Consider the following 24,228-nt stretch of genomic DNA (forward strand, 5'->3'; position numbering starts at 1 on the left):
TCTTTACCTTTGCGTATCGTGGATTACAGCGCTTGCATCAGCGATTGCAGCATGGCGTTCTCGGTCGAGATGACCTTCGAGTTGGCCTGGTAGTTACGCTGCGACGTCATCAGGCCCACCAGTTCGGAGGTGATGTCGACGTTCGACTGTTCCAGCGAGCTCGTTACCAGTTTGCCGGCCATGCCGACGCCCGGACGGTCATAGATGGGGGTGCCGGACGTGGTCGAGGCGACCCAGCTGGTATCGTTGACGGCCGTCAACGCGCCTTCGTCGGGGAAGGTGGCCAAGGCGATCACGCCGATGCTCTGCTTCTGGCCATTCGTGTATTTCGCCACGACGGAGCCGTCATCGGCCAGTTCCACGCCCGTGTAGGTGCCCGAGGCATAGCCGTCGGCGCGGTCGGTCGAGGTCGTCGCTTCGCCGGCGTACTGGGTGGTGCCCGTGTAGTCGATGGCGATCGCCAGTGCCGCGGCACCAGCCGGCGTCGGCAGCGCTGGCGCGGCGGCCGTGCCGGTCACCAGCTTGCCGTTCGTGTCGAAGGTCATGCTCGTCACCGGTGTCACATCGGCGTTGTCGAAGGTGTAGTGCACGTCCACGCCCGTTGTCGTCTTGACGAAGTACTGGCCCAGCGAGTGCTTGGCGCCCAGCGAATCGTAGACGATCGAGGTCTTGGCGCTGTTGTAGCTCAGTTCGTTGGTCTTGTTGAAGGGCACAGCCTTGATGGTCCATTCGGACGACATGTTGGCCGCATACGCCAGCTTGGTCGACGCCACGGCGGGAATCTGGCCCGTCGGAATGATCATGTCACCCATGGTGCCCAGGGTGGTGCTGCCCTTGACGGCGGCGTAGCCTTGGACCAGGCGGCCGTTCGAATCGATCAGCTTGCCTTCATTGCTGGCCGAGAAGATACCGACACGGCTGTAGCTCATGGTGTTTTGCGCATCGCGTGCGACGAAATAGCCGCGGCCGTCGATGGCTGCGTCGAGCGCGCGGCCCGTGTTCAGCACGCCGCCATTGAGCGACATGCTTTGCGTGATCGAACCGATTTCCGTACCCGTGGCGCGCGAACCGGCGTACATGGCCGAAAAGTTGGCGCGGCTGCTCTTGAAGCCGTAGGTGCCGGCGTTGGCGATATTGTTACTGGTGCTGTTCAACTGTTGGTTGATGGACTGGATACCGGACAGGGCGATGTCGAAACTCATGTTGATTTCCTTTAGTGAAGGACGAGATTAGTGTGCAGGAAACGAAGGGGCGAGCGGATCAGGCCGTCTTGCCGTTAAAGCCGGTGATCGCGCCAGGGTTGACTTCGCCCAGGTTCGACACGCTCAGTATCATGCTGCCGCCGGACGACAGGCGCACGCTGTTAAGCTTGCCTGCGATGTCGATCGTCGGTTTTTCGGCGCCGCTGGTGGTGACCTTCATGCTGTAGGTACCGGCAGGCAAGCCCAGGGCCACGGGATCGATGCTGAACGGCACCGTACCGGCCGACTTGGCGCCCAGTTCGATCTTGTATTCCTTGTCGTCCAGCCCTTTCAGGGTCACCGTGGTCTTGGTGGTGCTGGCGGCCAGCGCGATGCTGCCGCTGACCTTGCTCTTGTCGAGCTGCACCGTTTCACTGTTGACCATCACTTCGGAACCCACTTGCGCGCCCAGAGCCAGTACTTGCATCGATTGCAGCACGCTGGCATTGGCGCTGGTCAGCGACGACAGGTTTTGCATCGCTTCCGTCTGCGCCTGCTGCGTCAATTGATTGACGAACTGGCTCGGGTCGGTTGGTGCGAGGGGATCCTGGTTCTTGATCTGGGCGACCAGCAATTTGGTGAACATATCCTGGGTGGCATTGCTTTGCGACTTGACGGCATTGTTGCTGCTGCCGCTGCCACTGGTATTGTTTGTAAAGAGATTGGTTTCCATGGATTATGCTTCACCTAATTTGAGGAGCGATTGCTGCATCGATTTGATGCGGCCCAGAACTTCGACATTGGTTTCAAAGGCGCGCGAGGCCGACATCATGTCGGTCATTTCGGCTACCTGGTTGACGTTGGGGTAGAACACCATGCCGTCGGCATTGGCCATCGGGTGGCCCGGTTCGTACACCTTGCGCAGCGGCTCGTCGCTTTGCACCACGTCGAGCACCTGTACTCTTCCGCCGGCACCGCTGGCGCCGGGGCCATCCATCACGGCCGCAAACACGGGTTTGCGCGCGCGGTAGGTTTCGCCTTCGGAACCGGCAACGGAATCGGCATTGGCCAGGTTGCTGGCGATGGTATTGAGGCGCACGGTTTGCGCCGCCATCGCCGAACCGGCGATCTTGGAAATATCCTGGAAGCTCATGCTGATCCTTATTGTCCGGAAATGGCCTTGGACAGACCCTTCAGTTTCATGTTGACGAAAGTGAGGCTGGTCTGGAAGTCGGTGGCATTCTGCGAGAACGCCGCCTGTTCGACGCCGATTTCGACGGTATTGCCGTCGCGGCTGGGGTGGTAGGGGACGCGGTACAGGGCGCTGGCATCGTCATCGGTCGACAGCAGGCCGGCCTCGTTGTCCTGCAACTGCTGCAGGGCGCTGCCGAAATCCATGTCCATGGCCTGGAAGCCGGGCGTGTTTTCATTGGCGATGTTGGCCGCCAGCACGCGCGTACGGTCGGCACGCAGCGCGAGTGCATCGGCGTGCACACCCAGCGCATCCTTGAAATTAATCCCCATGGTCATCCTTTGTGTTGAATTCGATCGTGCTTTTTGCGGTTCGGGCCAGAAAACAGGTGGTGCAGAGGTAAAATCCCAGCCAGGTCATGTTGACGCATGGTAAGGTCATGCCGCTTCAGTATCTTTGATTAAGGTTAGCAATGATTTACTTTGAGAACTATTCCGTGATGTGGAACAAGGCGCAATGTCGTCAAATACTGCTTCCAGGCATCTTTTTCCTGGCCAGCCTATATAGTAGTGCAGGTCGCGCAGAATTGCCAGCCGACAATATATTTTCACGTGTGGAACAGTTGGCGCGTGAGCAATTGGCGCAGCAGGCGGCCACGGCGGGACTGCTGGAACCGCAGTTTCAGGTGACCGTCGTGAAAAGCACGCGCCCCGTGCCCGCGTGCGCGGCGCCCGTCGCGCTGGAGACGGCGGATAGCCGCTCGGCGCAGCGCATGCGCTTTATCGCGGTGTGTCCTGGAAGCAACGGTTGGCGTTACGAAATGCTGGCGCGCGGCAGTATCACGGCCCAGGTGGCCGTCACCAGCGTGCCCGTCACGGCCAATACGCCGTTGCAATCGGGCGACGTGACGTTGGCACGGCGCGACGTGACGATGGTGCCGGACAGTATTTCTGCCTTGCCGGGCGCGATAGGCCTGTCAAGCCGGCGCAGCTTGCGTGCCGGCGAAGTGCTGCGCCAGGGGCAACTGGCGTCGCCCGTGCTGATCAAGCGGGGCAGTGCGGTCAGCATCGTGGCGCGCAAGGAGCAGGTGGAAGTGAGCATGGCAGGCGAAGCGATGGATCCGGGCGCGCTGGGCGAAGTGATCCGCGTGCGCAACGCCACCAGCGGCACGGTGATACGTGCCAGGGTGGTCGATGCGGGCGTGGTGGAACCGGCCGATATTGCCGGCCGTTGAGGAGATCAGTCTGCGGCGGCCGTGCGCTGCAGGCGTGTCGCCAGCTGTGTCAGCTTGGCGGCGTAGTTGGGATCGGTGGCATAGCCGCCGCGCGCCAGGCCTTGCGCGAAGGCGCCCGCGTCGGCACCCGTGTTCAGGGCGGCGCGGTAGCGCGGGTTGTCGAGCAACACTTGCGCATAGTCGCGGAAGGCGCTGGCCTGGTCCGGGTAGCTGCGGAAACGCTCGGTTTTCTTCAGGGCCGTGCCGCTGCCCGCCTCGTATTCGGTGGTGACATTGCTGGCCACGTCGCCCTGCCATTTGCCGCCGGCCTTGATGCCGAACAGATTATTCGTGTCCGCGCCCGTGCCCTGGCGCAGCGGACGCTGGCCCCAGCCCGATTCCAGCGCCGCGTGGGCGGCGACGATTTCCGGCGCCACGCCCAGGCGCGCGCCCGTTTCTTGCGTCCATGGCTTGATCGAGGCGAGGAATTGCTGCTGTGTCTCGCCGATCTCGCCGCCCTGGTTGATGCTGCCCAGCACATTGACGGGCTGGCTTTGCTCCAGGTAGGCGCGTCCTTGCGGGCTCAGGCTGGTGGCGTTGCCGCCGCCCTGTTCGATGAAGCGGGTCACTTCGCCCTGCACCTGCTTGAACACGCTGCCAAAACTGCCAGTGGCCACCGTGGCAGGGGTAGCGTGCATATTGCTCTGCACGGCCATTGTCGCCGCCGTCGATGGCGTCGCCGCCGTCGCGCGGGTGGTCAGGAAATCAGCCTGGCGCATACGTATCTTCCTCGCCATGCAGCACGCGCTGCATGATGCTGTACTGCTCTGTTAATAAATCGCTGTTGCGGGCATTCAGGCGCTTGCATTCGAGCACCATCTGCTCGAGCGCGGCCCAGTCGCGCTGGGCGGTCGTACGCGCGTCTTGCTGCAACAGCGTAAACAATTGCGCCATATCGCCTTGCGGGCCCAGCAGGGCAGTGACGAGGCTGACCCGCTGGCGGCGGCGCGCATCGAGCGGTTCGACAGCGGCGATGACCTGGTCGGCCAGCGCCGTCAGCCGGGCGCTCTGGTGGTGCAAGGTGGCCTGGAATTGCTCTTCCAATAAGGTTTGCAGTGCCGCATAGCCGGCGCGGTCCTCCGTCATGCCTAGCAGCACGCGGCGCACGGCTTCCTGGCGCGTGATGCCCTTGCGCGGCGCGGTCACGATTCACCGCCGTGGAAACGCTGGATCAAGCCTGCCAGTTTCGATGGATCGAACGGCAATTCGCCCTTTGCCAGCGCATCGCGCAGCATGGCCACTCTTTCATGGTCGATCTCGGGCATGGCGCGCAGGGCGGCCATGGCCGGTTGCAGCACGGCCGATTGCAGTTCCGCCCCGGCCGACGAGCCGCCCATGGCGCCTGCGGCGCCCGCGTTCTCGGCGATCGCCTCGGCAGGCGCGACGGCGCTGCTGCGCACGGCAGCACCGGTATTGCCGGAGGAGATTTTCATACGTTGTCCCTTGCCCTTAATTTGCATGCTCGTCCCGATCTTTCTTTGCGGGCAGGCCCAGTTTTTCGCGCAGCCGCTGCAGGGTACCGGAGTCCGGTTCACCCACCTGCAATTCGTCGCCTTGCGGCTTTTGTCCGGCCATGCCGAACATGGCGGCGATGCTGTCGGCCTGGCCACGCGTCAATATTAACAGTTCGATGCGGCGGTTGATGCCGGCGCTGGCATTTTTCACGTCCAGCGGCGCGCGGTCGGCCATGCCCACCACTTGCAGCACGCTGTCCGGACTCATGCTGCCGATCAACAATTGCGCGCGCGCCGACATGGCGCGGTTGGCCGACAGGGTCCAGTTCGAAAAGCCTTCATAGCCCGTATTGGCGTACTGCATCGAGTCCGTGTGGCCGACGATCAGCATCTGGTTTTCCATTTGCGCAAACACGGGGCCCATCTGGCGCAGCAGCTTGCGGAAGCGGTCGGTCGGCACGGCGCTGCCGCGCACGAACATGCCTTGCTTGTCCGTATCGTGCAGCATGACGCGCAAGCCGTACGGCGTGATCACCGATTGCAAATTGCTCTTCAGTCCCGCTTCGTCGCTGAGCTTGTCGAGCGCGCGCGACAGCGACAGCAAGTCTTCCGGCGACTGGTAGCTGACCTTGGTCTGGTTTTGCGGCGCGGCGCCGGCCTTGCCGTCCTGCATCTGCTTGCCTTCCGTACGCGTGTCGCCCGAACCCTTGCGGGGCATGGGGAAGCGCTCGATCAGGCTGCCGCGCGGACCGCCGCTCTGTTCCGGCATGACGCCCTGGCCTTCGCCCTGGCGGCTGCTGGCCGACGCATCCATCATGATTTCCTTCATCGCCTGCTGCTCGCGCGCGGCCATCAGCCACAGCACGAGGAACAGCGACAGCAGGGCCAGGCAAAAGTCGGCGAACGCTACTTTCCAGGCGCCGCCATGGCCATCGTCGTCGTGCTTGCGTCCCGCACGCTTGATGATGGCCTGTTCATGTTTCTCATGCGGCTTTAGCACGGCGGCCTCCCCGGCCTTGGCCTTGCTCTTGTTCGGCGCCGCCATCTTCCAGCGCATTGATCCAGCTTTCCAGCTGGGCGAAGCTCGGCTTGATGTTCAGCTGGACCAGGCGGCGGCCCGCATCGATGGCCAGCAGGGGGGGCTTGCCCGCCACGTGCGTGACCAGCACGACCTTCACGCATTCCATGGTCGAGCCTTCCTCGCCCACCAGCTGTTTCATCATGTTGCACATCGGATCGAGCACGCCGTAGCAGAAGAAAATACCGATGAAGGTACCGACCATGGCGGCGCCCACTTTTTCCGAAATTTCCGCCGCATCGGCGCCATCGGCCACGGAATTCATGGCCATCACGATACCGAGAACGGCGGCCAGAATGCCGAAACCGGGCATGGCTTCGGCGATCTTGTGCAAGGACTTCGACGGTTGCAGCAGCTCGTCGTGGATGGCTTCGAGTTCCTGCTCCAGCACGCCTTCGAGTTCATGCGCGTTGATCTTGCCCATCGCCATCAAACGGAAGTTGTCGACGATGAAGGCCAGCAGCTTCGGCTCTTCCAGTACCAGCGGGTAGCGCTGGAACAGGGCGCTTTCGCGCGGCGCCTCGACGTGGGCGTCGAGCGCCTTCAGGCCGCCGGCGGCCGTTTGCAGCAGTTCATACATCAGCAGCAGCAACTGGCGCTGGAATTCCGAGCCTTGCTTCTTGTGCGTGACGATCTTGCGCATCTGGTGCAGCATTTCACCGAGTACATGCTTCGGGTTGCCCAGCACCAGGGCGCCGACGGCGGCGCCGATGATGATGATCAACTCGACCGGTTGCCAGATCGCGTGGACGGTGCCGCCCATCAGGGCGAAGCCTCCGAATACACACCCCATCACGATTAAGATACCGATAATTACCATGTCAACTGCCTTTCTGCGTCATTGTGCTGCGTCAATTTGATGGATAGTGCTGAAACTTATGCGTCTTGCAGCATGGCTTTCATCTTGCCCAGCGCCGTCTTGTTGAGCTGGCAGACGCGGGCGTCGCTCAGGTCCAGTACGGCGGCTATTTCTTTGTAGCTCAGTTCGAATTCGTAATACATCTGGATCACGCGCTGCTCGCGTTCGTCGAGCGCGCGCAAGGCCTGCTCCAGGCTGCGCCGCACCATCAATTGCTCTTCCGGGCTCGGTGCGCTGTCGGCCTGCCCCAGGCTTTCCTGCAGCACCTCGTCGAAACTGGCGATCAGCTCGGCGTTTTCCGCCAGCTGGTATTCCTGGAAGGCTTCCGGCGTCAGCTTCAGGGCGGCCATGATTTCCGCTTCCAGCGGCTCGCGTCCCAGGCGGCGGGTCAGGGCGCGCACGCTGTCGCGCAGGCGGTGGCTTTCCTGGCGCACGGCGCGCGGACGCCAGTCCTGGCGCCGCAGTTCGTCGAGGATGGCGCCACGGATGCGCAGGCTGGCATAGCTGCCGAAAGACTGGTCCGGCACGCCGTAGCGGCGCAAGGCTTCGAGCAAGCCCATCAGGCCGATCTGTTCCATGTCGTCGCGGTCGATGGCGCCCGACACCTGCGAATTGAGCTGGCGCACGATGCGTTTGACCAAAGGGGAGTATGCCACCAGATGTTGTTGCTCTTCAGCAACGCTGAGCACGGCCGCGCAAGCGCTGGCGGCGGCATATTCGCCGGCGCCGTACGCTTCCTGGTATTGCTCTACATAGGCCAAGGGATCTCCCACTAGGTCGGCTGGCGTGTTGGCTTATTCAATGATCAGCTTGCCGACCATGACTTCGGTGAACGGTTTTTCCATCTGTTCGCGCTCGTAGCTGACGTTGAAGGCCTTGTTGATCTGCTCGGCATATTGTTCCACGGTCATGGTCTGCGCCTTGTCTAGCGGAAAGCTCGACAGGGTGCTGACGGCGATCGAACGCATCAGCGGCAAATGGTCCTTCGTCAGTTTTTCCTTTTCCTCGGTGGTGGCGATCACCAGGTCGGCCGACAGATAATGCGTTTCGCCGTCGCCGGGGCCGCGGCGCAGCATCACGATGACTTTGTCGAGCGTGAGGAACTTGCGCGCCTTCTTGCCCGTGGCCGGCGGCGGCGGGGCTTTCGCTTCGGCGGCATCGGCATGGCCGGCGACCGGCTTGGCCAGATACCACATGGCGCCGCCAGCCGCGCCAGCGGCCAGCACGGCCACGCCGACAAAGCCGGCTATAAGTTTCATTTTCATATTCATCAGGCGCTCTCTCGCTCGTGCATGGCGTAAGTGGTGGCGGCAGTGCTGCCGTCGGACAGGGCGCGGCCCGGCTCGGCATCATCGTGCTGGCGGCCCGGTTGACGCTGGCCGCGCGCGTCGCCCTCGGCAAACGCCTGGGCGGCGGGGCTGCGCGGGGTGGCGCTGATATTGACGGCCACGTCGGTGTACTGGCGCTGCGCCAGGTCGCTGCGCATGTTTTCGCCGATGCCTTGCAACTGGCGCAACACCTCCGAATTCGATGCCGTGACGTTCACCTGCAGCGCGCCGGCCGTGTGGCGGATGGAAATTTCAATGCGTCCCAGCATGGGCGGGTCGAGGCGGATCGTCGCGTGTTCGCTGTTGCGGCCGATCTGCGTCTGCAGGCGTTCGCCCAGCGCTTCGCGCAGCGGTTCCTGCCATTGCTGGGCTGGGCCGTTGAGCTTGATGGTGTCGCCGGCCGCGGCCGCCGTGGCCGTATTGCCGACCGCGCCCGCCAGGCCCAGGTTGGGCGTGGCGGGCGCCACGTTCGCGGCGCCACGTTCGCCTTCGCGCGCGGCAACGGCAACGGCAGGGGCGGCGACGGCCGTGGACGGAGCGCTTTGCTGCAGCAGCGATTCGAACGGCTGTGCCGGCGCGCTGCCTTTGGCGGGCGCCGCCGGATTGGCGGCGGCCAGCGGCTCGCGCGTGTCGCGGCCTGGCGCTGGCGCCGTTGCCGGCGCGTTCAAGGTGATCGCCGCCGGATGCAGGCTGATGTTGAGCGCAGGGTTGGCTTGCGCCACATTTGCCTGCACTTGTGCCTGTGCTTGAGTCTGTACTTGCGCCTGCGCGTAGGCGCGTGCTTCGGCCGCGGCGGCGTCCGCCGGCGGCAGCACGCTCACCGGCAGGCCGATGACGGGCGCGGCCATGGCTGGCAGGCTGCTGTCGGTCTGGCTGTCGCTATCGCCGTCCTTGGCGGGCGCGGGCGTGCCGGCGTCGGCCGTCTCCCCGCCCGTCACATCGAGCACCTGCGCAAACAGGGACAGGGCGGAAGGGGCGGCGCCATTGGCGGCATAGCCCGGCGTGCCAGGCAAGGCAGCGGCTTGTGACGGCGCTGGCGCCGGTGCTGGTGCGGATGCCGCAGGGGCCGCCGGTGCCGGAGCGGCCGGTGCCTTGTTGAAGTTCATGATCATGCTTGATTCCCGTCCGAGTCGTATTCGCCGAGCGCGGCGTAGGCGACCCAACCTTCCTTATTTGCCTGTAATGCACCCAGGTGTTGACCCAGGCGTTCTTTTTCCTCAGAGCAAATTTTAACCGCTTGCGCGTGAATTTTGCGCAAATGCAACAATTCTGTTTGTTCCAGCGCATTCCATGCGCCACGTTCGGCCAGCAGCGGGATGTTTTTCGCCAGGCTGGCCGAGAGTTTTTCCATCGCATCCCAGTCCGGCTGAGCGACTGCCGCGCTCAATTGCCGGCTCAGCTGCTGCAGCGCCGCGCGCCTAGGCATTGTTGGCCTGGACGCCCACCCAGCCGCGCTTGATGGTCGTCATCAAGGTCGTCACTTCGTCGATCAGGGTGGGGTCCAGCTTGATGCCGGCCGTGTACAGGCGCGCCACGCAATAGTCGTACAGGCGCGCCAGGTTGACGACCACTTCGCCGCCATTGTCGAAATCGAGCGAGCTCGACAAACCGTTGATGATTTGCGTGCACTTGTCCAGGCTGATGGCCTTTTGCTCGTAGCGCTTGCCCACGATGTGCCCGCGCGCGCGCGCCAGTTCTTCCAGCAGGCCGTCCGTCAGCACCAGTACCAGCTCGACCGGTGTGGCGCGGGCGGTCTGGGAATCCAGGTTGACGGCGTGGTAGCTGCCGTAAGCTTCATTGTTCAACATTGTTATCTTCTCGCTATGTTAACGTGGCGCGGTGCTGCAGGCACGCTCGCCTTAGGATTTGTCGTTGCCGAACATGGCATCGAACATGTCGGAATTGCGCGTCATTTGCTCTTGCAATACCTGCAGGCGGGAAAACTGGTCCAGGAAGCGGTTGTACGCCGTGTTGTACTGATTGGTCAGGCGCTCGCTGCTCTGGGCCAGGCTTTTCTGCAACTTGTCCGTCGCTGCCATGCGTTGGGTGATCTGGCCTTTGGTGACATTGCTCCACTGTCCCAGCACCTTGTCCAGACCGCCGAGCACGCCGGCTGGCGCCGACAGGCTGTTATTGCCGAACAGTTTGTCCAGGCCGCCAGGATTGTCCGCCAGCTTGGCCGTCAGCTTGGCGGTATTGAGGCTGATCGTGCCGTCGCGCTGGGCGGTAATGCCATACGCCACCAGCGATACACCATCGACGCTCAGGCGCAGGGCATCGCCCATGCTCGAGCGCAGGGCGTTCAGGCCGGAGTCGTGGGCAAAGAGGCCGGCGGCGATGTTCTTTTCCGGATTGCCGGGACTGGCCAGGCCATCCATCACGCTTTTCAGCTTGTTGTAGGCGTCGACGAAGGCTTGCACATTGGCGATGGTGCCCGTGCTATCGGTGCCGACGGTCACGGTGACCGGGCTCTCGCCAGCGCTCATGGCCTTGGTGAACGTCATTTTCACGTCGGGCACGTTGGTGAAGGTATTCGATGCCTGGGTGATTTTGGTGCCGGTGCCCTGAGCGCCCAGCCAGACGATGGCATCCTTGGGCTCGACGAGGGTTTTCTTGTCGCTCTGCAGCGCTGTCTGCAGCCCCGAATCCGTCACGCTGCTGGTGTCGATCGAGACGGCATTCGCGGCGCCGGTGAGCGTCGACGTCAGCACCAGTTGCGCCTGGTTACCGATATTGATGACGGAAGCGGTGACGCGCGCATTATTCTTGCTGTTGCCATTGATGGCGGCGGCTATTTCCTGCGGCGTCAAATAGGCGTCGCCATCCTTGTTGGCGGCGGCCAGGTCGATGTCGAAGGCGTTGTCGGCGGTCACGGCGGCCAGCGGGTCGCCGATGCGGATGGTCATGGCGCCGCCGTTGGCAGGCATGGTGTTGCTCAAGCCGCCATACGAAGTCTGGCCGGCCGTGGCCAGTTGTTCCACAAAGAATGCGTAGCTGCCCGGCGCCGCCTTGATGCCGGCCGTGCCCGTGCCATACGCGGTATTGCTGAAAGTGGCGGACTGGCTCAGCACGGATTTGCTGGACGTCATGGACGACATCGCCAGCTGGAATGCCGAGATGGCCGATTTCAGGTTACCCAGCGCGCTGGAGGTATTGCTGGCCAGCGCGGTCTGCGCAGCCAGGGCGGCCTGTTGCGCCGCTACCGACTTGGTCGCCAGATTTTTTGCGGTGACGATCGGATCGTATTGCGGTGCAGTAATTACGTTTGCCATGCCAGACTCCTGAATAAAGGGATATACCGGTACAAGGCGACCCCCATTCCCGTTTCGTGAAGTTTTCCTGAAAGAAACTTACACAAACTCATTTTACCTGTCCGCGGAACCAGAATTGCGTCGCCAGTTCGTCTTGTCGCTTGGCATCGACACGTTGTTGCTCGTTTGCAACATGCTTTTGTTTTTGTGTCAGCACTTGGTCCAGCACCTCGCGCTTGGCCCACGCCGTATTCAGCGCGCGTTGCGAAACGGCCATATTGGCTTCGTGCAAATGCAAGTCGGTACGGTGCTGGTCGGCCATCTGCATGACGGCTTGCTTGAAGTTGCCGCAATTGACGGACAGGGCCAGGGGCAGGGCGCCGCTGGGGCCGCTATCCGTGTACAGGCCCGTCAGGCGCTCCAGGTTTTTCTGGTAGCGCTCGCGCACGGCCGTCTGCGCCGCCATTTCGCTTTGCAGGCGTTCCACTTCGGTGCTGCGCAGGCCGACCAGGGTGGTCAGGTTGCGGATGGTATGCGCGTTGCTCACGTATGCTCCTAGCCCATGATCTGTTCAAGTTGTTCGATGCACGGCGCCATCGGCGCTTCTTCCTTGGTGCCTTGGCACAGGAACGCTTCGATAGGCGCGTGCAGCTGCACGGCGCGGTCGGTGATCGGATCGGCGCCGGGCACGTAGGCGCCCAGCGGGATCAGATCGCGCACGCGCGCATGGCGCGCCATCGACGCTTTCAGCGCGCGCGACGCCTGCATGTGGGTGGGCGTGATCACCTGGGCCATGCAGCGGCTGATCGAGGCGGCGATGTCGATGGCGGGGTAGTGGCCCCGCTCGGCCAGTTCGCGCGTGAGCACGATGTGGCCGTCGAGAATTGCGCGCGCCGTGTCGACCACCGGGTCCTGCTGGTCGTCGCCTTCGGCCAGCACCGTGTAGATGGCGCTCATGCTGCCTTCCGGGTGGGCGCCATTGCCGGCGCTTTCCACCAGTTGCGGCAGGTTCGAGAAGACGGACGGCGGATAGCCGCGCGTGGCCGGCGGCTCGCCCAGGGCCAGCGCCACTTCGCGCAAGGCCATCGCATAGCGCGTCAGCGAATCGACCAGCAGCAGCACGTGCTTGCCCTGGTCGCGGTAATGGGCGGCGATCGAATGGCACAGTTCGGTCGCCATGATGCGCATCAGCGGCGATTCATCGGCCGGCGCGATCACCAGCACAGCCTTTTTGAGGCCTTCGGCGCCCAGCGACTTTTCCACGAATTCGCGCACTTCGCGGCCCCGTTCGCCGATCAGGCCGACGACGACGACATCGGCCACCGTCTGGCGCGTGATCAGGCCGAGCAGCACGCTCTTGCCCACGCCGGAACCGGCCATCAGGCCCACGCGCTGGCCCTTGCCCAGGGTCAGCATGCTGTTGATGGCGCGTACGCCCACGTCGAGCGGTTCGACCACCGGTTGTTTCTTCAGGGGATTGACCTTCGGTGGCGTCACTTCCAGGACGTGTTCGCCGCCGAGGCGGCCCAGGTCGTCGATCGGCTCGCCGAGGCCATTGACCATGCGGCCCAGCCACGACGGGCCGATCTGCAGGCTGGCCTTGTCGGGCAGGGGTAGGACCCTGGCGCCCGTGGTCAGGCCCGTCGCCTTCTTGAACGGCATCAGGTAGGACAGTTTTTCGCGGAAACCGACGACTTGCGCATCGAGCCACTCGCCGCTCACAGTTTCAATTTGACAACGCTGGCCCGTGTGCAGGCGGCAGCCGGCGCTTTCCAGCAGCAGGCCGGAAGCGCCGACCAGGCGGCCGGTCGGTGTCGCGACCGGGATATCGCCGATCTCGAAGCTGCGCAGCGTGTCGGCGATCATGCAGGCGCGCCGTGGTCAGCGTGTTCGGCGGCCAGCGCCAGGTGGCTGCTGACCTGCTCCATGCAGGCCGACAGGCGCTGATGGCAGCCCGCGTCGACTTCATTGTCGCCCGCCTTGATGCGGCATTCGCCTGCGTCGAGGCGTGCGTCGGCGATCAGGTTCCAGCGCTTGGCGCGCTTCGGATCGAGTTCGCTGATGCGTTTCAATTCTTCCGGATTGAGGAAGACGTCGATTTCCTCGCGCGTGGGCGGCATCGAGGCCAGGGTCTCGTCGACCAGGGCCAGCAATTGCACCGGCTGCAGCGCCAGTTCCGCGCGGATCACCTGGCGCGCCACCTTGGCCACCAGGTCGACCACTTCCTTGCGCTGCGCTTCGCGGTAGTCGGCGCGTACTTTTTTCAGGTCGCGCAAGATGGCGTCGACAGGGCGGGCCAGGCGGTCCAGCGCCACCAGGGTTTCATTGCGGCCTTCTTCGCGGCCCTGCGCCATGCCATCGTTGCGTCCGGTGTCGTAGCCGTCTTGCTGGCCTTGCACGAGGCCCACTTCGTAGCCGTCGCGCTGGCCCTGCTCGAAACCTTCCGAGACGGACGCCTGCCACTGGCCATCCGTGTCCTCGTTGGAGGCACGCTGGCCGGCGGCGATGAATTGCGACAGCGGCGGGAAACGATACGAGCGGAAGTGTTTCATTCGATCACCGCTTCAGCAAACAGTTGCACTTCGATCTCGCCCGCATCGGCGAGGCCCTTGACGGTGGCCATGATTTCCTGGCGCGTCTGTTCGATACGCGACAGCGGCACGGGGCCGGAACGGCGCATCATGTCTTCGAAGCTCTGCGCCTGGCGGCGCGGCATGGTTTTCAGCACGGCGTCGCGGATCGACGGTTCCGCGCCCTTGAGGGCGATCGCCCATTGTTCCATCGGCACGTCTTCCAGGATGCGCGTGAGCGTGACATCGCTCTGCGTGGCCAGGATCAGGAAGTCGTACATGCTCAGTTCGATTTCCGAGACGACGTCCGGGTCGTGCGCGCGCAGCAGTTCGACCAGCGCGGCGCGGTTGCCCGGCATGCGGTTGAGGATCTCGGCCGCCTGGCGGATGCCTTCCACGCTGGTGCTTTGCGTGTCGAGCGTGCCCAGACAGCGGCCCACCAGTTCATCGAGCTCGACCAGCAGGTCGCGGTCGATCTCGTCCAGGCGCGCCAGGTTCAGCAAAACCAGGTCGCGGCCTTCGACGGGCAGTGCGTCGAGAATCTGGCCGGCCAGCGCGGGTGGCAAAAAGGCCAGGAACACGGCTTGCATCTGCACGTGCTCGTTGACGATGTATTCGGCCAGCCATTTCGGCGAGGCCCACTGCAGGCGCGCCATTTTGGGGCGGATCGCATCGCCATAAATATTGTTCAGCACGCTATTCGCGATATCGCTGCCCAGCGCCATGTCCAGCGAGCGCTTCAGGTAGCTGCGCGAGGCGCCATGCACGCCGCTTTGCTGGCGGTAGTCGTCGAAGAAGGTCTGCATGGCCGTTTTCACGGATTCAACCTTGATGCCGCTCATGCGCGACATCACTTGCGTGACTTCCAGCAATTCTTCACGCGACAGGCAGCGCAGCACGTTGGCGGCCTGTTCTTCGCCGATGCTCAGCAGCACGATGGCGGCCTGTTCCACGGGGGTCAGACTGGCGCTTTCGTACTCGGCGCCGTCGGAGGGATTACTGTTGTTGAGTTCGGCCATTTTTCTGCATCCATTGTTTGACGACTTCGGCGACACGCTCGGGTTCTTTTTCCGCCAGCACTTTCAGGTGGTCGACCATCACGTCGACCGCCGAGCCTGGCGGCGGCAAGTCATAGTTTTCCAGCAACGGCACGACCGGCATGTTGCCGGCGCCGGCCTCGCCTTCGAGCGCCAGCGGGTTGCCGTTCACGCCCAGGGCCGGCGCGGCGGCAACGGCTGCGCCATTGGCGCTGGCGGCGGCGGGGCTGCCGCCTAGCGCCAGGGCTGGATCGAGCTGTTTCAGTGGCGGCGGCGCCAGGCGCGAGGTCAGCAGGCGCAGCAGCGGACGCAGGATCAGGAAGTAGCCGAGCACGGCGCCCAGCGCGTACAGCAGCCAGCTGCTGAAATCGACGACGGTGTCGCGCTCCTCCCACCATTGCGCGACAGGTGGCTTGGCAGGGAAGGCCAGCGCCGTCAGGCTCAGGCTGTCGCCGCGCTGGGCGTTGATGCCCAGGCCGCTGGTCAGCATTTTTTCGATATTGCCCAGTTCTGCAGGGGTCCAGCCTGTTTTCGGATTCGGTGCGGCGGCGCTGTTGAGGACGACGGCGACGCTGAGTTTTTCCAGGCGGCCACGGCTGCGCTTGATCTGCGTGATGCTGCGGTCATACGCGTACTGGCGCGTGGTGGCGTTCTTGCGGGCCGTGCCATCGTCGGACGGCTTGGGTGCGCCATCGGCCGGTGCGGCGCCGGCGGCGTCGGCCGGTGCCGGCACGGCGGCCGCTGGCGGACGGTTCGACAGGCTGCCGGGAATGCCGGCCACGGTGCGGTTGCGTTCCTGCTCTTCGCGCATCGCCTCGCTCGTCACTTTCGGGGCTTCGCCGTATTTTTCCAGCGTTTCATCGACGCGGTCGTTGTTCACGGCGGCCGTCACGCTGAGCTTGAAGTTGTCTTCGCCGATGACGGGACCCAGCAAGCCCGTGACGTTGCGGCGGATCTCATCCTGGAAGCGTTTCGCGCCTTCATTGCCAGCGGCCGAAGCGTCGAAGCCGTCCGTCAGGTCGACGTGCGAGGACAGCAGGTTGCCGCCCTGGTCGACCAGACTCACGCGCGTGGGCGCCAGGCTGGCGACGCTGCCAGCCACCATGTTGATGACGGCGGCGATCTGTTCCGGCGCCAGGGTACGGCCCGGTTTCAGCGCCACGACGACGGAGGCCGACGATTTGTCGCCATCGCTGGCGACGAACGACGTCGACTTGGCAATCGACAGATGGACGCGCGCCGAAGCGATCGCGTCCATCGTCATGATGCTTTGCGCCAGCTCGCCTTCCAGGCCGCGGCGGAAGCGCACGTCCTGCACGAACTGCGACACGCCCAGCGGGTCATTCTTGTCCATCAGCTCCAGGCCGGCCGGCAGCTGCGCCGTCACACCTTTCGAGGCGAGCAGCATGCGCACCTTGCCCAGCATGGCGTCGGGCACCAGCACCTGGCCGCTGTCCGGATGCAAGCGGTAGGGGATGTGCTCGGCGTCCAGGGTGGCCATCATGTCCGTCACGGCCACTTTTTCGCGCGCGCCAAACACCGGCTTGTAGTTGGCCTGGTCGCGCCACGCGTACATGGTCACCATGGCGGTGATGCCGATGGCCAGCACGACGATGGGAACCAGGTTTTTCAGCAGGGCGGGCGGGATGGCGGGCTGGGCGCCAGGGCGCCAGCGCGCAAATGCGGACTTCATGGTGGTAATCACTTGGGGTAACTTTCGCTGGGAGGCTGGGCGTGGATCAGGACGTGAAGATTACAGAGGCAGTTTGATGAGTTCGTCGACAGCGCCCATGACCTTGTTGCGCACTTGCATCAACATGGAGAAGGACAGGCTCGCTTCCTGGCTGGCCAGCATGGCGCCGACCATGTCGTCGCTCTTGCCGCTGTCGACGTCGCTCATTTTCTGCGCGGCCAGGCGGTCGTCGCCGTTGACCTTGCCGATGGCGTCTTTCATGCTTTGCGCAAACGAGAAGCCGGATTGTTCCGGTGCGCCGAACTGGGCGGCGGGCATGATGCTGGCGCCCAGGGCGTGCGCGTCATTGCTCAGTGCTGCCAGATCGGCCTTGATCAGACCTGCGAGTTCGTTGCTCATCTTGCCCTCTACTTTCAATATGCGGTGACGTATCAATCAGAAATTACTGGTTTGCCATTCCGGCAGGCATTACATTGAATGCCATCTTGCCCGGCCCGATTTCAATTGGGCCCATCAGTTTTATCAGTTGCCACACCATCCGCTCAGCAGATTCAAACAAACCCGGCAGACCTGCGCCGACATGATTTACATGGCCATGACAACTAATGATTATCTGATAAAAGTTTCTTCTGGTGGCAATAAGAGGAGCTGGGAACTGCCATAAAAACCGGAATCAGGTAAGCGGAATGGCGCACTGCAAATCACTATTTTCTCGCTATAAGCTTACCTCGGGGCAACTATAAAGTAAAGAGAGGATTGCCTCAAGGAATATTGATACATGGCAATATTTGGCTTTTTCATGTATTGTTCAGCACCGTAGCCATCGAGCATGCGATACGATGCGCAATCGTTTGCTTGCAGACCTGTCGGCAAGGCCAAGATGATGCTGTATTTAATTTCGGGCGATCCGTATAATTTGTTCTGCCACCGCAATACCGACATGACCACTACATGACAATCATTACCAAGACAGATCAAACTGTGCGCCATCAAGTCCTCGATTCCTGTCTGCTTGGACGCCCTGTCCATTTGCTGCATGTATTCGGCGCACAGCTGCGCGACGACCTGGCCGTGGCCCTGCGCCAGCCGATGAGCCGTCGCTACTGGGGCAATTTCCAGATCGACGCCGTGACCTTGTCGCGCGTGGAGAACGAAGACAGCGTGAACCGCTGGCTGAGTTTTTCCACGCCGGCCGGCCAGCCGGGCTTTGCGCTCGAACGGCAGATACTGTTGAGCGTGCTGAACTATCGCTACGGTAGTGCCGGCGCCAAGGGCGCGCTGCCCGATCCGGCGCAAGTGCGCGTGACGGCAACGGAAGAGCGCCTCGCTGTGGTGCTGGGACAACAGTTGGTCCACAGTTTGTTCACCCGCATCCACAAGAACCTGCAAACCCTGGGCAAGAGCAGCGACATCGACACTACTGCCGAGGTCGCCGTGCAGTCCGGCGTGCATCCGGCACGCGGCAGCTGGATCGTCACCGTGGCGCTCAGCGACGTCGAAGCGGGGCAGAGCGGCCAGTTCTGGTTCTCGCTGGACAAGCGCCTGATGGCCGACGTGCTGCGCGGCCTGCTGCCCGAGCGCGCGCAAGCGAAGAAAGCCTTGCGCGGCAGCGTACGCCCGCTCGCTTCGCGCCTGCAAGTGACCCTGGAAGGCCGGCTCGTCAGCAAGCAGGTGCAGCTGGGCGCCTTGTTCGACTTGCGCGTGGGCGACGTGATTCCAGTCAGCCTGAGCCGTACCGACGTCATGCTTGACGACTCCCGTTTATTTACAGCGGCTGTTTCCGAACACAAGGGCAAGCTCTGTTTAACCTCATTTGAAGATGTCGAATAATATGAATATCACCGATACCAACCAGAGCGAAACCCTGCTGGAAGACCTGGGCGATGACATGATCATCGACCAGGGCGACGTCTCCGACGTGGCCAGCACCCGCGCACGCCGCGACATTCCGCAAATGATGCGCAAGATTCCCGTCACCCTGACCCTGGAAGTGGGCTCGGCCCGCATCTCGCTGGAAGAGTTGATGGCCATCGGTCCGGAAAGTGTGATCGAACTCGACATGCTGGCCGGCGAACCGCTGGTGATCAAGGTCAACGGCACGCCGATCGGCCGTGCCGAAGTGGTGGTGGCCGGCGAGAACTATGGCCTGAAAGTCATCGACCTCGACGGCCTCAATCTCGACCTGATGACAGCATGAAGCTGGCGGTACCCGGCTTGAGCCGGCGCCGCGGCGCGCTGGCTGCCGCGCTGGCTGTCCCTGTTCTGATGCTGTGCTGCGGCGCGGCCGGCGCGCAGGACCTGCTCGCCGGCGTGGTGCCGGGCGCGAAGACCGACCTGTCGGTGAAGATGCAGATCCTCGTCGTCATGACCCTGCTCGGGCTGCTGCCCGTGATGGTCATGATGATGACCAGCTTTACCCGCTTCGTCATCGTGCTGTCGCTGCTGCGCCAGGCCCTCGGTCTGCAGCAGGGCTTGCCCAACCGTATCGTCACCGGCATCGCCCTGATTCTCACCTTGCTGGTCATGCGTCCCATCGGCGACCAGGTGTGGAAGGAAGCGTTCGTGCCTTATGACCGCGACCAGATCGGCATGCAGGAAGCCTTGAAAATTGCCGAAGTGCCCATTTCGCGCTTTATGCTGGCGCAGACGAGCAAGGCCGCGCTGGCGCAGATCGCGCACCTGGCCGGCGAACCGTCGAGCATGCGCCCGCAGGACCATAGTTTCACGGTCAAGCTGGCCGCGTTCGTATTGTCCGAACTCAAGACGGCGTTCCAGATCGGCTGCATGCTGTTCATCCCCTTCCTCATCATCGACTTGGTGGTGGCGTCCGTGCTGATGGCCATGGGCATGATGATGCTCTCGCCGCTCGTCATCTCGCTGCCGTTCAAGCTGCTGCTGTTCGTGCTCGTCGATGGCTGGACCCTGACCGTCAACACCTTAGTTACCAGCATACAGGGCTATTGACCGATGTTTACCCCTGAAGTCGCTGTCGACCTGATCATCGAAGCATTGCATGTCGTCATGCTGCTGGTGGTGATCCTGGTCGTGCCGGGTTTGCTCATGGGCTTGCTGGTCGCGCTGGTGCAGGCGGCCACATCGATCAATGAACAGACCATGAGTTTCCTGCCGCGCCTGCTGGTCACCCTGCTGGCCCTGATCCTGGCCGGACGCTGGATGGCCGGTTACCTGATGGATTATTGCGTGTCCATTTTTCAGCGCGCCGCCACCCTGGTCGGATAGCACCGCGCCATGGATCAGATTTTCAATCAGGTGCTGCCGTTTCTGCTGGCCGTGTGGTGGCCGTTCTGCCGCATCCTGGCCATGCTCAGCGCCTCGCCCGTGATCGGCGACGCGATGGTGCCCGTTCCCGTGCGGGTGCTGCTGTCGCTGGTGCTGGCGATCCTGATGCTGCCCGTGATGCAGGCATCTGGCGTGTCGCAGGAGTTGCTGAAGATCGATCCGTTTTCCCTGCACGCCCTCGTCGCCACCCTGGAGCAGGCCATCATCGGCTTCGTCCTTGGCCTGGCTTTCCACTTCGCCATGTCCGTCATGTCGGTGCTCGGCTACCTCGTGTCGAGCCAGGTGGGCTTTTCCATGGCCGTCATGAACGATCCGCTCAACGGCACCTCGTCGGACGTGATCACGGGTTTGCTCACCATCATGTGCATGATCGTGTTTTTCGCCATCGATGGCCACCTCGTGCTGACGGGCGTGATCGGCGCCAGTTTCACGGCCTGGCCCGTGGGGCAGGGCTACGGGCCGCTGCTGCTGCAGACGGTGGCGTACAACGTGGCATGGATCTTCGCCGCCGCCATGCTGCTGGCCTTGCCCATCGTCTTTTCCACCATGGTGGTGCAGCTTGGCTTTGGCTTCCTGAATCGGGTGGCGCCGTCGCTGAACCTGTTTTCGCTGGGTTTTTCCATGATCACCATGTTCGGCCTGCTGATGCTGATACAGATCGTGCGCTTTATCCCGGAGCACTATGTCGCCATGACGAACCGCGTGCTCGACATGATCCAGGAACAAATGCGGGTGGCCCATGGCGGATAGCAGCACGGGCGACAAAACAGAAAAGGCTTCAGCACAGAAGCTGAAGAAATCGCGCCAGGAAGGGCAGGTGGTGCGTTCGCGCGACCTGTCGACGGCGCTGGGCATCCTGATCAGCATGAAGGTCTTCATTTACCTGCTGCCCGGTTATCTGGTCAGCTTTCGCGAACTGTTCGCCATGTCCTTCATGCCGCTCGACAGCAAGGGCGCGCTGGAAAATGCCATGTCGATGGCGTTTACCACGTCGGTGGGCTTGCTGATCAAGATGATCGTGCCGCTGTTCTGCGTGCCTTTGTTCGTCGTGCTCGGCTCCTTGATCCCTGGCGGCTGGGTCATCAGCACGAAGAACTGGGCGCCGAAGATGGAGCGCCTGAGCCCGGCCAAGAACCTGGGCCGCCTCGTGTCGCCCAAGCACGGCTTTGAATTCGGCTTGTCGATCGCCAAGGCCGCCGTGCTGGGCATGGTACTCGTGCACGTGAGCCGCTCCAGCCTGACGCAGTACGTGGATTTGCAACACCGGCCCCTGCAGCAGGCCATGCTCGATGGCTCGGCGCTGATGCTCGACGGCCTGATGGCGCTCATTTCCGTCTTCGTGCTGTTTGCCATCATCGACGTGCCGGCGCAGGCGTTTTTCTTTGCCCGCAACCAGCGCATGAGCAAGCAGGACGTCAAGGAAGAACATAAAAGCAGCGAAGGGCGGCCCGAAGTGCGCCAGCGCATCCGCCAGCTGCAGCAGCAGATCGGCCGGCGCAGCGTGCGCAAGACCGTGCCCGACGCCGACGTGGTGATCGTCAATCCCGAGCATTACGCCGTCGCATTGAAGTATGACCAGGACCGCGCCGAGGCGCCGTTCGTCGTTGCCAAGGGCGTCGACGAGATGGCGCTGTATATCCGGCAAGTGGCGAAGGAACACAATATCGAAACGCTGGAGTTGCCGCCGCTGGCGCGCGCCATCTACAACACCAGCCAGGTGCAGCAGCAGATTCCCGTGCAGCTGTACCAGGCCGTGTCGCAGGTGCTTAACTACATACTGCAGCTGAAAGCATTCCGTACTGGGCAGCGCGCCGCCCAGCCCCCATTTCCCACCGAGGTGGTCGTGCCATCTCATTTGAGCGAGGTAGTACCTTCATGAATTTCCTGAACCGGTTGGTTGCCGAAATGCGCCGCCACAAGTTCGCCACGCCGCTGTTCCTGCTGGTGATCCTGGCGATGATCATCTTGCCGCTGCCGCCCGTGCTGCTCGATATCTTGTTCACTTTCAATATCGTGCTGGCACTGATCGTCATCCTCGTCAGCGTGTCGGCCAAGCGGCCGCTCGATTTCTCCGTCTTCCCGACGGTGATCCTGGCCACCACCATGCTCAGGCTGACCCTGAACGTGGCGTCGACGCGCGTGGTGTTGCTGCACGGCCATACGGGCGCGGATGCGGCCGGTAAGGTGATCGAGGCGTTTGGTAACGTGGTGATCGGCGGTAACTTCGTCGTCGGTATCGTGGTCTTCGTGATCTTGATGATCATCAACTTCGCCGTCGTCACCAAGGGCGCCGAGCGTATCTCGGAAGTGTCGGCGCGCTTTACCCTCGATGCCTTGCCAGGCAAGCAGATGGCGATTGACGCTGACCTGAACGCCGGCCTGATCAACCAGGAAAAAGCCCAGATCCGCCGCAAGGACGTGGCCGCGGAAGCGGATTTCTATGGCGCCATGGACGGCGCGTCGAAGTTCGTGCGCGGCGACGCCGTCGCCAGTATTCTGATCTTGATCATCAACATGGTCGGCGGCGTGGCCATCGGCTCGCTGATGCACGACCTGTCGTTCGGCGACGCCTTCCGCCAGTACGCACTGCTGACCATCGGTGATGGCCTGGTGGCGCAGATCCCGGCGCTGCTGCTGTCGGCCGCGGCCGCCATCCTGGTGACCCGTATCAGCGATTCGGGCGACTTCGAACAGCAAGTGGCAGGCCAGGTGCTGACGTCGCCAACGGTGATCTACAGCGCGGCCGGCATGATGGTGGCGCTGGCATTGATCCCGGGCATGCCGTGGTTCATGTTCATGACCTTTGCCGGCGTGCTGGCCTTCGTGGCCTGGCGTTTGACCAAGCGCGTGAAGGGACCCGACGCGGCCGGCATGGCGGCCATCGAGGCGGCCTTGCGCGATGACAAGCCGGCCGAACTGGAATGGCAGCAATTGCCGGCCGTACAGCCGCTGATGGTGATGCTCGGCTATAAATTGGTCGGCATGGTGGATAAAACCCAGGGCGAACCGCTGAACAAGCGCGTCAAGGGCGTGCGCCAGAGCCTGTCCGAATCGATGGGCTTGCTGTTGCCGAACATCGGCGTGCGCGACGACCTGGCCCTGAAGCCGTCGCAGTATGCGATCGTGCTGTCGGGCACCGTGGTGGCGCAGGCGGAAGTGCAGGCCGACCGCCTGATGGCTATCCCGTCGCCGAACGTGTATGGCCAGCTCGACGGCATCCCCGGCATCGAGCCGGCCTACGGCATGCCCGTCACGTGGATCGAACCGGGCGAAAAAGCACATGCGCTGGGCCTCGGCTACCAGGTCATCGAGGCGCCCAGCGTGATCGCCACGCACTTGTCGAAGATGGTGCGCGAATACCTGCCGGAACTGTTCCGCCACGAAGATGTGTCGAACATGATGGAGCGGCTGACGGCCCTGTCGCCCAAGCTCGCTGGCGCGCTGGACAAGGCGCTGACGCATACGCAGCTGCTGCGCGTGTTCCGCGTCTTGCTGGCGGAAAATGTGTCACTGAAGGATATCGTGCCCATCGCCACCACCTTGCTCGACAGTTCGGAAACGACCAAGGATCCGATCCTGCTGGCGGCCGAAGTGCGCTGTGCGCTGCGGCGCCAGATCGTCAGCGGCCTGTTCGGCCAGAAGATGGAAATGCAGGCGTTTAACCTGGGCGGCGAACTGGAAAACATGCTGCTTGGTTCCCTTAACCAGGCGCGCCAGTCGGGCAAGGTGACTTTGGACAACTATCCGATCGACCCGCATCTGCTGTCGCAGCTGCAAGTGAACATGCCGGTGGCGCGCGAGCAGATGAAGCAGCAGGCCACGCCGCCGCTGCTGCTGGTACTGCCGCAGATCCGTCCGCTGCTGGCCCGCTATGCGCGCCTGTTCGCGCCTGGCCTGCACGTGCTGTCGTATAACGAAATCCCGGAAAACCGCGAAGTGAGCATCATCGGCACGGTGGGGTAAATTGCTGGAACGAAAAAAAACGGCGCTTCGGGCGCCGTTTTTTTATGCC

Annotated in this window: 29 protein-coding genes; 8 read left to right on the forward strand and 21 right to left on the reverse strand. The window is 62.9% G+C overall.

Features of this window, described 5'->3' with window-relative positions:
- Positions 1-23: 23 nt before the first annotated feature.
- From OPV09_RS12800 to flgB, 4 genes are read right to left on the reverse strand one after another with little or no spacing between them, the layout of a single operon-like run.
- Positions 24-1,202, reverse strand: coding sequence for a flagellar hook-basal body complex protein (locus tag OPV09_RS12800; RefSeq protein WP_338682006.1), 1,179 nt, complete (start codon positions 1,200-1,202; stop codon positions 24-26).
- A 58-nt stretch (positions 1,203-1,260) separates the two neighbouring features.
- Positions 1,261-1,914 (reverse strand): flagellar hook capping FlgD N-terminal domain-containing protein, encoded by a 654-nt coding sequence (locus OPV09_RS12805; RefSeq protein WP_338682007.1) that lies wholly within the window; start codon positions 1,912-1,914, stop codon positions 1,261-1,263.
- Positions 1,915-1,917: 3 nt separating this feature from the next.
- Positions 1,918-2,334 (reverse strand): flagellar basal body rod protein FlgC, encoded by a 417-nt coding sequence (gene flgC, locus OPV09_RS12810; protein WP_034757795.1) that lies wholly within the window; start codon positions 2,332-2,334, stop codon positions 1,918-1,920.
- A gap of 8 nt (positions 2,335-2,342) precedes the next feature.
- On the reverse strand, positions 2,343-2,705 hold the full coding sequence (gene flgB, locus OPV09_RS12815) for a flagellar basal body rod protein FlgB (RefSeq protein ID WP_034758109.1): 363 nt from the start codon (positions 2,703-2,705) through the stop codon (positions 2,343-2,345).
- A gap of 281 nt (positions 2,706-2,986) precedes the next feature.
- On the opposite strand from flgB, the gene flgA reads away from it, so the two are divergent.
- Complete coding sequence (gene flgA / locus OPV09_RS12820; RefSeq protein WP_254671603.1) at positions 2,987-3,607, forward strand: flagellar basal body P-ring formation chaperone FlgA; 621 nt, start codon at positions 2,987-2,989, stop codon at positions 3,605-3,607.
- A gap of 5 nt (positions 3,608-3,612) precedes the next feature.
- Here the strand turns inward: flgA and OPV09_RS12825 are convergent, their stop codons facing one another.
- The 17 genes from OPV09_RS12825 to OPV09_RS12905 all read right to left on the reverse strand — a co-directional run bounded on the left by OPV09_RS12825 (position 3,613) and on the right by OPV09_RS12905 (position 17,315).
- Positions 3,613-4,365, reverse strand: a complete 753-nt coding sequence (locus OPV09_RS12825; RefSeq protein ID WP_338682011.1) for a glycoside hydrolase family 73 protein — start codon at positions 4,363-4,365, stop codon at positions 3,613-3,615.
- Positions 4,352-4,792 (reverse strand): flagellar export chaperone FlgN, encoded by a 441-nt coding sequence (flgN, locus tag OPV09_RS12830; protein ID WP_338682012.1) that lies wholly within the window; start codon positions 4,790-4,792, stop codon positions 4,352-4,354. Before flgN ends, OPV09_RS12825 begins: the two co-directional genes overlap by 14 nt.
- Positions 4,789-5,079 (reverse strand): flagellar biosynthesis anti-sigma factor FlgM, encoded by a 291-nt coding sequence (gene flgM, locus OPV09_RS12835; protein ID WP_034757812.1) that lies wholly within the window; start codon positions 5,077-5,079, stop codon positions 4,789-4,791. Before flgM ends, flgN begins: the two co-directional genes overlap by 4 nt.
- Positions 5,080-5,095: 16 nt before the next feature.
- Complete coding sequence (locus OPV09_RS12840) at positions 5,096-6,157, reverse strand: flagellar motor protein MotB (protein ID WP_051991897.1); 1,062 nt, start codon at positions 6,155-6,157, stop codon at positions 5,096-5,098.
- Positions 6,084-6,998, reverse strand: coding sequence for a flagellar motor stator protein MotA (gene motA, locus OPV09_RS12845; RefSeq protein WP_034757817.1), 915 nt, complete (start codon positions 6,996-6,998; stop codon positions 6,084-6,086). Before motA ends, OPV09_RS12840 begins: the two co-directional genes overlap by 74 nt.
- Before the next feature lie 56 nt (positions 6,999-7,054).
- On the reverse strand, positions 7,055-7,798 hold the full coding sequence (locus OPV09_RS12850; RefSeq protein WP_034757822.1) for a FliA/WhiG family RNA polymerase sigma factor: 744 nt from the start codon (positions 7,796-7,798) through the stop codon (positions 7,055-7,057).
- A gap of 33 nt (positions 7,799-7,831) precedes the next feature.
- Positions 7,832-8,296 (reverse strand): flagellar basal body-associated FliL family protein, encoded by a 465-nt coding sequence (locus tag OPV09_RS12855; protein WP_307788883.1) that lies wholly within the window; start codon positions 8,294-8,296, stop codon positions 7,832-7,834.
- Between the two features lie 11 nt (positions 8,297-8,307).
- Positions 8,308-9,477, reverse strand: coding sequence for a flagellar hook-length control protein FliK (locus OPV09_RS12860; RefSeq protein WP_338682013.1), 1,170 nt, complete (start codon positions 9,475-9,477; stop codon positions 8,308-8,310).
- Entirely contained in the window at positions 9,474-9,752 is a 279-nt protein-coding gene (locus OPV09_RS12865; RefSeq protein WP_254671605.1) for a hypothetical protein, read from the reverse strand. Before OPV09_RS12865 ends, OPV09_RS12860 begins: the two co-directional genes overlap by 4 nt.
- 31 nt (positions 9,753-9,783) lie before the next feature.
- Positions 9,784-10,173 (reverse strand): flagellar export chaperone FliS, encoded by a 390-nt coding sequence (gene fliS, locus OPV09_RS12870; protein ID WP_034757830.1) that lies wholly within the window; start codon positions 10,171-10,173, stop codon positions 9,784-9,786.
- 51 nt (positions 10,174-10,224) lie between these two features.
- Positions 10,225-11,637, reverse strand: coding sequence for a flagellar filament capping protein FliD (gene fliD / locus OPV09_RS12875; protein WP_034757833.1), 1,413 nt, complete (start codon positions 11,635-11,637; stop codon positions 10,225-10,227).
- Between the two features lie 88 nt (positions 11,638-11,725).
- On the reverse strand, positions 11,726-12,163 hold the full coding sequence (locus tag OPV09_RS12880) for a flagellar export protein FliJ (RefSeq protein ID WP_051991901.1): 438 nt from the start codon (positions 12,161-12,163) through the stop codon (positions 11,726-11,728).
- Between the two features lie 8 nt (positions 12,164-12,171).
- Positions 12,172-13,482: a flagellar protein export ATPase FliI gene (gene fliI / locus OPV09_RS12885; RefSeq protein WP_072454560.1), complete on the reverse strand. Its 1,311-nt coding sequence runs from the start codon at positions 13,480-13,482 to the stop codon at positions 12,172-12,174.
- Positions 13,479-14,168 (reverse strand): flagellar assembly protein FliH, encoded by a 690-nt coding sequence (gene fliH, locus OPV09_RS12890; protein WP_034757841.1) that lies wholly within the window; start codon positions 14,166-14,168, stop codon positions 13,479-13,481. Before fliH ends, fliI begins: the two co-directional genes overlap by 4 nt.
- The gene (locus tag OPV09_RS12895; RefSeq protein ID WP_034757846.1) at positions 14,165-15,205 is read right to left on the reverse strand and encodes a flagellar motor switch protein FliG; all 1,041 of its coding nucleotides are present in this window, start codon (positions 15,203-15,205) and stop codon (positions 14,165-14,167) included. Before OPV09_RS12895 ends, fliH begins: the two co-directional genes overlap by 4 nt.
- Positions 15,183-16,916: a flagellar basal-body MS-ring/collar protein FliF gene (gene fliF, locus OPV09_RS12900; protein ID WP_338682015.1), complete on the reverse strand. Its 1,734-nt coding sequence runs from the start codon at positions 16,914-16,916 to the stop codon at positions 15,183-15,185. The genes OPV09_RS12895 and fliF overlap by 23 nt, the downstream gene beginning before the upstream one ends.
- Before the next feature lie 60 nt (positions 16,917-16,976).
- Complete coding sequence (locus tag OPV09_RS12905) at positions 16,977-17,315, reverse strand: flagellar hook-basal body complex protein FliE (protein ID WP_331777874.1); 339 nt, start codon at positions 17,313-17,315, stop codon at positions 16,977-16,979.
- 552 nt (positions 17,316-17,867) lie between these two features.
- Between OPV09_RS12905 and OPV09_RS12910 the strand changes: the two genes are divergently transcribed.
- From OPV09_RS12910 to OPV09_RS12940, 7 genes are read left to right on the forward strand one after another with little or no spacing between them, the layout of a single operon-like run.
- Positions 17,868-18,746, forward strand: coding sequence for a FliM/FliN family flagellar motor switch protein (locus OPV09_RS12910; RefSeq protein WP_070303089.1), 879 nt, complete (start codon positions 17,868-17,870; stop codon positions 18,744-18,746).
- A gap of 1 nt (position 18,747) precedes the next feature.
- A complete protein-coding gene (locus tag OPV09_RS12915) occupies positions 18,748-19,113 on the forward strand; it encodes a FliM/FliN family flagellar motor switch protein (RefSeq protein ID WP_034757866.1) in 366 nt (121 codons plus the stop codon).
- The gene (gene fliP, locus OPV09_RS12920) at positions 19,110-19,880 is read left to right on the forward strand and encodes a flagellar type III secretion system pore protein FliP (protein ID WP_070303090.1); all 771 of its coding nucleotides are present in this window, start codon (positions 19,110-19,112) and stop codon (positions 19,878-19,880) included. The genes OPV09_RS12915 and fliP overlap by 4 nt, the downstream gene beginning before the upstream one ends.
- Before the next feature lie 3 nt (positions 19,881-19,883).
- Positions 19,884-20,156, forward strand: coding sequence for a flagellar biosynthetic protein FliQ (locus tag OPV09_RS12925; RefSeq protein ID WP_034757874.1), 273 nt, complete (start codon positions 19,884-19,886; stop codon positions 20,154-20,156).
- A 9-nt stretch (positions 20,157-20,165) separates the two neighbouring features.
- Entirely contained in the window at positions 20,166-20,966 is an 801-nt protein-coding gene (locus OPV09_RS12930; protein ID WP_034757878.1) for a flagellar biosynthetic protein FliR, read from the forward strand.
- Positions 20,956-22,095 (forward strand): EscU/YscU/HrcU family type III secretion system export apparatus switch protein, encoded by a 1,140-nt coding sequence (locus tag OPV09_RS12935; RefSeq protein WP_034757880.1) that lies wholly within the window; start codon positions 20,956-20,958, stop codon positions 22,093-22,095. Before OPV09_RS12930 ends, OPV09_RS12935 begins: the two co-directional genes overlap by 11 nt.
- The gene (locus tag OPV09_RS12940) at positions 22,092-24,179 is read left to right on the forward strand and encodes a flagellar biosynthesis protein FlhA (RefSeq protein WP_034757882.1); all 2,088 of its coding nucleotides are present in this window, start codon (positions 22,092-22,094) and stop codon (positions 24,177-24,179) included. Before OPV09_RS12935 ends, OPV09_RS12940 begins: the two co-directional genes overlap by 4 nt.
- Positions 24,180-24,228 lie beyond the last annotated feature (49 nt).

It is taken from the genome of Janthinobacterium sp. TB1-E2 (assembly GCF_036885605.1).
In the GTDB taxonomy this organism is placed as follows: domain Bacteria; phylum Pseudomonadota; class Gammaproteobacteria; order Burkholderiales; family Burkholderiaceae_D; genus Janthinobacterium; species Janthinobacterium aestuarii.